Raw genomic sequence first — 5,822 nt, forward strand, 5'->3', positions numbered from 1 at the left:
CAGGGGGGACCCTGTGGGAGAGTAGGACGCCGCCGAACAATCATTGTGGGAAAGCCCCGCACCTTATGGTGCGGGGCTTTTCTGCGTTTACGGGCTTTTACTGCACCGCTGGTACTGCTCGGCCACGGCAGTGAAGGCGGCTTTGGGTTCTCATTCCATGTCCGGGTAGGTCAGCCCCCGGCGGACCACCTCCAGGACCCGCCCGCCGCGGTCACCCGCGCCGCGGTAGGCCGCGGTGCCGAACCCGGTGACAGCGAGCGGCTTCGGGCCCCGGGCCACCGCCGAGCGGGAAGCACGGATCGCGGCGGCGGTCGCGGCCCGGCCCGCTGGGGTCGCGCCCGCGTTCGACGCCGTCGGGTGAGGCCGTCGGGCGTGGCCGGTCGGGCGTGACCCGTCAGGCGGGCTTCACCAGGCCTGTGTCGTAGGCCAGGATGACCGCCTGGACGCGGTCGCGGGAGCCCGTCTTCGACAGGATCCGGGTCACGTGGGTCTTCACCGTGGACTCGGAGAGATGCAGGCGGGTGGCGATCTCCGTGTTCGTCCAGCCCTGGCCGACGACCGTGAGGATCTCGCGTTCCCGGGTGGTCAGCCGTGCCAGGCGGGGGTCCTGCTCCGGCCGGGGAGGCGTGGCCGACGGTGGCAGGTGGTGGAGGTACGCGTCGAGGAGCCGGCGGGTCAGGGACGGGGCCACCACCGCGTCGCCGCTCGCCACCGCGCGTACGCCGGCGAGGAGTTCCTCGGGCTGCGCGTCCTTCACCAGGAAGCCGCTCGCACCGGCGCGCAGGCCGTCGTACGCGTACGCGTCCTGGTCGAAGGTGGTGACGATCAGGACGCGGGTACGGGCGCCGGTCGCGATGATGCGGCGGGTGGCCTCGATGCCGTCGAGGCCGGGCATGCGGACGTCCATCAGGACCACGTCCGGGCGGTGCCGGTCGGCGAGGCGGACGGCCTCGGTGCCGTTCGTGGCCTCGCCGACCACGGTCATGTCGTCCTGGCTCTCCAGGAGCATGCGGAAGCCGAAGCGTTGCATCGCCTGGTCGTCCGCGATGAGAACGGTCGTCACGAAGGGGAGCCCTCCCGGGGAAGTCGGAGCCGCACGCGCCAGCCGCCGCCGGTCGGGGGCGGGCCGTATGCGAGTGTGCCGTCGTAGAGGGCCGCGCGCTCGCGCATTCCGGTCAGGCCTTGGCCGGTCCCGGTGCCGGTGCGTGGGTGGGGGGTGGGGGCCGGGCCTGTTCCCGTGTCCGTCACCGTCGCCACCAACGCGTCCGGGGCGTAGGTCAGTTCCACCGTCGCCTTCGCTCCCTCGCCCGCGTGCTTGAGCACGTTGGTCAGAGCCTCCTGCACCACGCGATAGACCGTCAGCTGGGCGCCGGGGGACAGGGCGTGAGGCGCGGCGGGCAGGTCGGCGACGACCGCGAGGCCTGCTTCGCGTACGCCTGCGATGAGGGGTTCCAGGTCGGCCAGTGTCGGCTGGGGGTCCCGTACCGGCTCGGGAGTCTCGTTCTCGCGCAGGACGCCCAGGAGGCGGCGGAGGTCCGTCAGGGCCTCGCGGCTCGTGGTGCCGATGGCGTCGAGGGCCTGGGCGGCCCGCTCGGGGCGCTTGGCCGCCGCGTACCGGCCGCCGTCCGCCAGGCCCGTGATGACCGTCAGGCTGTGGCCGATGATGTCGTGCATCTCCCGGGCGATCCGGGCCCGTTCGGACGCCGCCGCGATGCGGACCTCCCGTTCGCGGGCGTCCCTGCGGGAGCGGACGGTGAGGCCGAGCAGGGCGACCAGCGCGTAGAACAGGAGGGTCGGGACGATGTGCTGGTCCCAAGAGCCCCGGGGGAAGCGGACCGCGCCCACCACCAGGGGCGGGACGAGGAGGGCGGCCGACAGGAGCAGGGTGCGCGTCGGGCGGGTGAGGGCGATCAGGAACAGGGGGATCGCCTGGAGGTAGGCGACCTGGAGGAACGCTCCCGTCGCCGCGCCGGCCAGGGCCGCCGCCGCCATCACGGCGAGGACGGCGGCGGGGTGGCGGCGGCGCCAGAGCAGGGGGAGTGTCGAGGCCAGGGTCATGCCGACCACCAGTCCTGCCGGGACGGTCGGGTCGGCCGCGGTGTTCCGCCAGCCGCCCGACGCGTCCACGAGCGCGGCGCCCGTCCAGAAGAGGGTCAGGGCCGTGTCCCACGCCCAGGGCCGGGCCGTGTCGAAGGCCCGTAGCCGGGACGTCAGCCACTGCAGGGCGCCGCTCAGGTCGGTGGTCATCAGGACATCCTCATACGTCTCGGCGCCGCAGCGACAGCGCCGGGACGGCGAGGGCCGCGCCCGCCCACAGGAGCAGGGCGAGCAGCGCCGCGCCGGGCGTCGCCGCGCCGGGCAGCGGGGTGGCCGTGCCGAGGGCGCCGGCCGCCTGGGTGGGGAAGTAGCGGACGGCCGTCTCGACCCACCCGTACGGGAGCATCCCGATGACCTCCGGCAGGACCATCACCCCGCCGATGAACGCGCCCAGCGCACCCGGCACCGAGCGGAGCGCGGCGCCCAGGCCGAGCGCGACGAGGCCCAGCAGGGTGACGCCGGCGGCGTTGCCCGCGAGGGCGCCGAGGACGCCGTCGTCGGTGAGGGAGGCGGCCTGGTCGGTGTCGTCGAGGAAGACCTGGGCCACCTCGAAGGTCAGCAGCGCGGTCGCGAGGGAGACCGTGAAGACGGTCGCCGTGAAGACCGCCGCCTTCGCCCACAGCACGGGCAGGCGGCGCGGGACGGCGGTGAGCGTGGCCCGGACCAGGCCGGTCGCGTACTCGCCGGCCGTGAGCAGGATGCCGAGGACGGCGAGGGCGATCGCGCTGAGCTGGGAGCCGTACAGGGTGAGGAGCACGGTGTCGACGTCGGAGTCGCCGCCGCCGGAGGTGTACGTGGCGCCCATCAGGATGCCGACGCCCAGGACGAGGACTACGGCGGCGAGGAGGGTGGCCCAGGTCGAGCGGACCGTCCACAGCTTGTGCCATTCGGCGTGGAGGACGCGGAGTGGGGTGAGGCGCGCGGGCCGCGTGGCGGTGGTTGCGGTGGTGGGTGCTGTGGTCATGCCGGGGCTCCCTCGTACTCGACTGAAGCGTGGGTCAGGTCCATGAACGCCTGCTCCAGCGAGGCGGTCTGCGGGGTGAGTTCGTACAGCGGTACGCCGTGCGTCGCGGCGGCCCGGCCGATCTCCGGCGCGTCCAGGCCCGCCACATGGAGCGTGTCGGGGGCGTCGGCGGTGATGCGGGCCGCGCCGGGGAGCAGGCCGCGCAGGCGGTCCGCTTCGGGCGTGACGACCTTGACGGTGGTGCCGCCGGCCTGCCGGACGAGCTCGGCGACGGTGGTGTCGGCGAGGAGGCGGCCCTTGCCGATGACGATGAGGTGGTCCGCTGTCAGGGCCATCTCGCTCATCAGGTGCGAGGAGACCAGGACCGTACGGCCCTCGGCGGCCAGCGACGTGAGCAGGGTGCGGATCCAGCGCACGCCCTCCGGGTCGAGGCCGTTGACCGGCTCGTCGAGGATGACGGCGGCCGGGTCGCCGAGGAGGGCGGCGGCGATGCCGAGGCGCTGGCCCATGCCGAGGGAGAACCCCTTCACCCGGCGGTCGGCGCCCTCGGTGAGACCGGTGAGGGCCAGGACCTGGGCGACGCGGGAGCGCGGGATGCCGTGGGTGAGGGCCAGGGCCGTGAGGTGGTGGCGGGCCGAGCGGCCCGGGTGCAGGGAGCGGGCTTCGAGCAGGGCGCCGGCCTGGGTGAGCGGGGCGGGATGCTCGGCGTACGGGCGGCCCGCGATGGTGGCGCGGCCGTGGGTGGGGGCGTCGAGGCCGAGGAGCATGCGGAGCGTGGTCGACTTTCCGGCGCCGTTGGGGCCGAGGAAGCCGGTGACGGAGCCGGGGCGGACCGTGAAGGAGAGGTCCTGGACCACTGTTCTGGCGCCGTAGCGCTTGGTGAGGTTCTCTGCGCGGATCATGCTTCGACGGTAGGGAGCAGGGGGGTGGTGGGGCGTCGGACCGGGGGTGGGAGGGGGCCGGGTGCCGTAGTACCCGGGTACGACGGGTGGGGCGGGGTGGGTGGTGTGGGTGGTGTGGGGTGGGTAAAGGCGTTGTCAGGGGGTGTGTCGGGTCGTCAGGATCTTCGGTATGGACTTTTTGATACGTGAGATCCGCGGCGACGAGTGGGAGCGGACGAGAGAGATCCGGCTCGCGGCCCTCCGGGACCCGGTCGCCTCCCTCGCCTTCCTCGACACCTACGAGGCCGCCGTCGAGCGGCCCGACTCCTTCTGGCGGGAGCGCGCGGAGGGCGCTTCGGACAGCGGGGCCGGTGCGGTGCGCCAGTTCGTGGCCGAGGCGCCGGACGGGCACTGGCTCGGCACGGTGACCGTGCTCGTGGAACGGCCCTCGGACGAGGTGCGGTTCGGCGAGGCCGCCACGGTCGACCAGACGCACATCGTGGGCGTCTATGTGCGGCCCGAGGCGCGTGGGGCCGGGGTGATCGACGCGCTGTTCCGGGCGGCCGTGGAGTGGTCCTGGACGCTGCCCGAGCCGGCTGTCGTCCGCGTACGGCTGTACGTCCACGAGGAGAACGCGCGGGCCGCGGCCTTCTACCGGCGCTTCGGGTTCACCGCGACGGGCGCGAAGGTGCCCGTGCCGGGGGACGGCGGCGCGCAGGAGCTGGAGTACGAGTTCCCGCGCCCCTAGGGCCTGTCCGGCGTCAGGCGGTCGGGAGGGGGTCGGGCCAGCGGGCCCGTGCCTGTTCCTGTGAGCGCATCAGGGCGAGTGTCGGGAGGCCCTGCGCGGCTCCTTCGGCGAGGAGCCCGGGGAGTGCCGGGAGCGGGGCCACGGCGGCGATGTCGTCGAGGACGAGGCTCATTGGTGGGTCGAGCCGACCGTCGGATGACCGTGCGGCCATGCGGCGGCCGTGCTCGACCACGCTTGTGACGAGCGCGGTGAGCAAGGGCATCGCGCCCGGGTGGGTGCGCGGATCCTCGATCGGTTCACCCACCACGTAGAGGGTGCCCTGTTCGGCGACGAAAGATGCCAGCGTCAGGGAGTCCGTTCGGTTCGGGGTGCAGGCCTCTCTGATGTGGATCGAGGAGAGGGCCGAGAGGGTACGGGCCGTCAGTTCCTGGGCGGCCTGGCGGCGTTCGGGGTGGGCCGTGAGGGACGACTCCAGGAGGCCGGCCTGGCCGGACGTCGCCTTCGGGTGGGTGCGGAGGATCCGGACCGGGTCGTGGGCGTCCGCGCCCTGGGCCCAGCGGTGCACCTGCTTGAACGGGCGGCCGTCGATCGCGGCGGCGTGCAGCCAGCAGCGCAGGAGCGTTTCCGCGGTGTCGGCGAGGGCCGCGTCCAGGCGGGACTGGGGGCGTACGGGGGCGAGCAGCGCGGCGGCCCGTTCCTGGGCCACGGCCGGGTCCTCGCAGCCCTCGGCCGGGTTCCAGTGGAGACGGGCCGGGGTGTCGCAGAGGTGGCCGGGGTCGTAGACGAGGACGGGGCCCAGCTTGCCTCGGGCGTCCTTGGTCTCCGCCCAGAGGGTGGGGTCGGAGGTGACGACGAGGACGGCGCCTTCCGCGTCGCGTACGGCTTGGGTGGCGGTGGGGCGGCGGGTGGGGGCGGGGGCGTAGACGAGGCGGGTGTCCGTGGGCGGGGCTGCCGTGGGTGCCGCCTCCGTGGCCGGCGCCTCGGGCGGGGTCGGTTCGTTCGTCGGGGGGGGGGGGGGGGGGGGGGGGGGGGGGGGGGGGGGGGGGGGGGGGGGGGGGGGGGGGGGGGGGGGGGGGCGGGGGGGGGGGGCGCGCGCCCCCCCCCCCCCCCCCCCCCCCCCCCCCCCCCCCAC

At 74.6% G+C, this 5,822-nt stretch carries 5 protein-coding genes and 1 pseudogene (1 of these 6 running past the window's edge); 1 reads left to right on the forward strand and 5 read right to left on the reverse strand.

Annotated features, from left to right (window positions below):
- Window positions 1–394 precede the first annotated feature (394 nt).
- The 4 genes from ACZ3ZE_RS34470 to ACZ3ZE_RS34485 are packed head-to-tail and all read right to left on the reverse strand — an operon-like array spanning window position 395 to window position 3,963.
- Window positions 395–1,063, reverse strand: coding sequence for a response regulator transcription factor (locus ACZ3ZE_RS34470; RefSeq protein ID WP_361180185.1), 669 nt, complete (start codon window positions 1,061–1,063; stop codon window positions 395–397).
- Entirely contained in the window at window positions 1,060–2,247 is a 1,188-nt protein-coding gene (locus ACZ3ZE_RS34475; RefSeq protein WP_467261838.1) for a sensor histidine kinase, read from the reverse strand. The genes ACZ3ZE_RS34470 and ACZ3ZE_RS34475 overlap by 4 nt, the downstream gene beginning before the upstream one ends.
- Window positions 2,248–2,257: 10 nt before the next feature.
- Window positions 2,258–3,061: an ABC transporter permease gene (locus ACZ3ZE_RS34480; RefSeq protein ID WP_467261840.1), complete on the reverse strand. Its 804-nt coding sequence runs from the start codon at window positions 3,059–3,061 to the stop codon at window positions 2,258–2,260.
- Window positions 3,058–3,963: an ABC transporter ATP-binding protein gene (locus ACZ3ZE_RS34485; protein ID WP_467261842.1), complete on the reverse strand. Its 906-nt coding sequence runs from the start codon at window positions 3,961–3,963 to the stop codon at window positions 3,058–3,060. Before ACZ3ZE_RS34485 ends, ACZ3ZE_RS34480 begins: the two co-directional genes overlap by 4 nt.
- Before the next feature lie 169 nt (window positions 3,964–4,132).
- Between ACZ3ZE_RS34485 and ACZ3ZE_RS34490 the strand changes: the two genes are divergently transcribed.
- Window positions 4,133–4,690, forward strand: a complete 558-nt coding sequence (locus ACZ3ZE_RS34490; protein WP_361180196.1) for a GNAT family N-acetyltransferase — start codon at window positions 4,133–4,135, stop codon at window positions 4,688–4,690.
- A 13-nt stretch (window positions 4,691–4,703) separates the two neighbouring features.
- Here the strand turns inward: ACZ3ZE_RS34490 and ACZ3ZE_RS34495 are convergent.
- A pseudogene (locus ACZ3ZE_RS34495) lies at window positions 4,704–5,822 on the reverse strand (type IV secretory system conjugative DNA transfer family protein); it runs 511 nt beyond the window's last position.

This window comes from Streptomyces sp. NPDC023157, from assembly GCF_055560575.1.

Excerpts from the sequence above, each read along its gene's own strand:
- ACZ3ZE_RS34475 (WP_467261838.1), bottom strand. The coding sequence starts at position 2,247 with ATGACCACCGACCTGAGCGGCGCCCTGCAGTGGCTGACGTCCCGGCTA.
- ACZ3ZE_RS34480 (WP_467261840.1), bottom strand. The coding sequence starts at position 3,061 with ATGACCACAGCACCCACCACCGCAACCACCGCCACGCGGCCCGCGCGC.
- ACZ3ZE_RS34485 (WP_467261842.1), bottom strand. The coding sequence starts at position 3,963 with ATGATCCGCGCAGAGAACCTCACCAAGCGCTACGGCGCCAGAACAGTG.
- ACZ3ZE_RS34490 (WP_361180196.1), top strand. The coding sequence starts at position 4,133 with ATGGACTTTTTGATACGTGAGATCCGCGGCGACGAGTGGGAGCGGACG.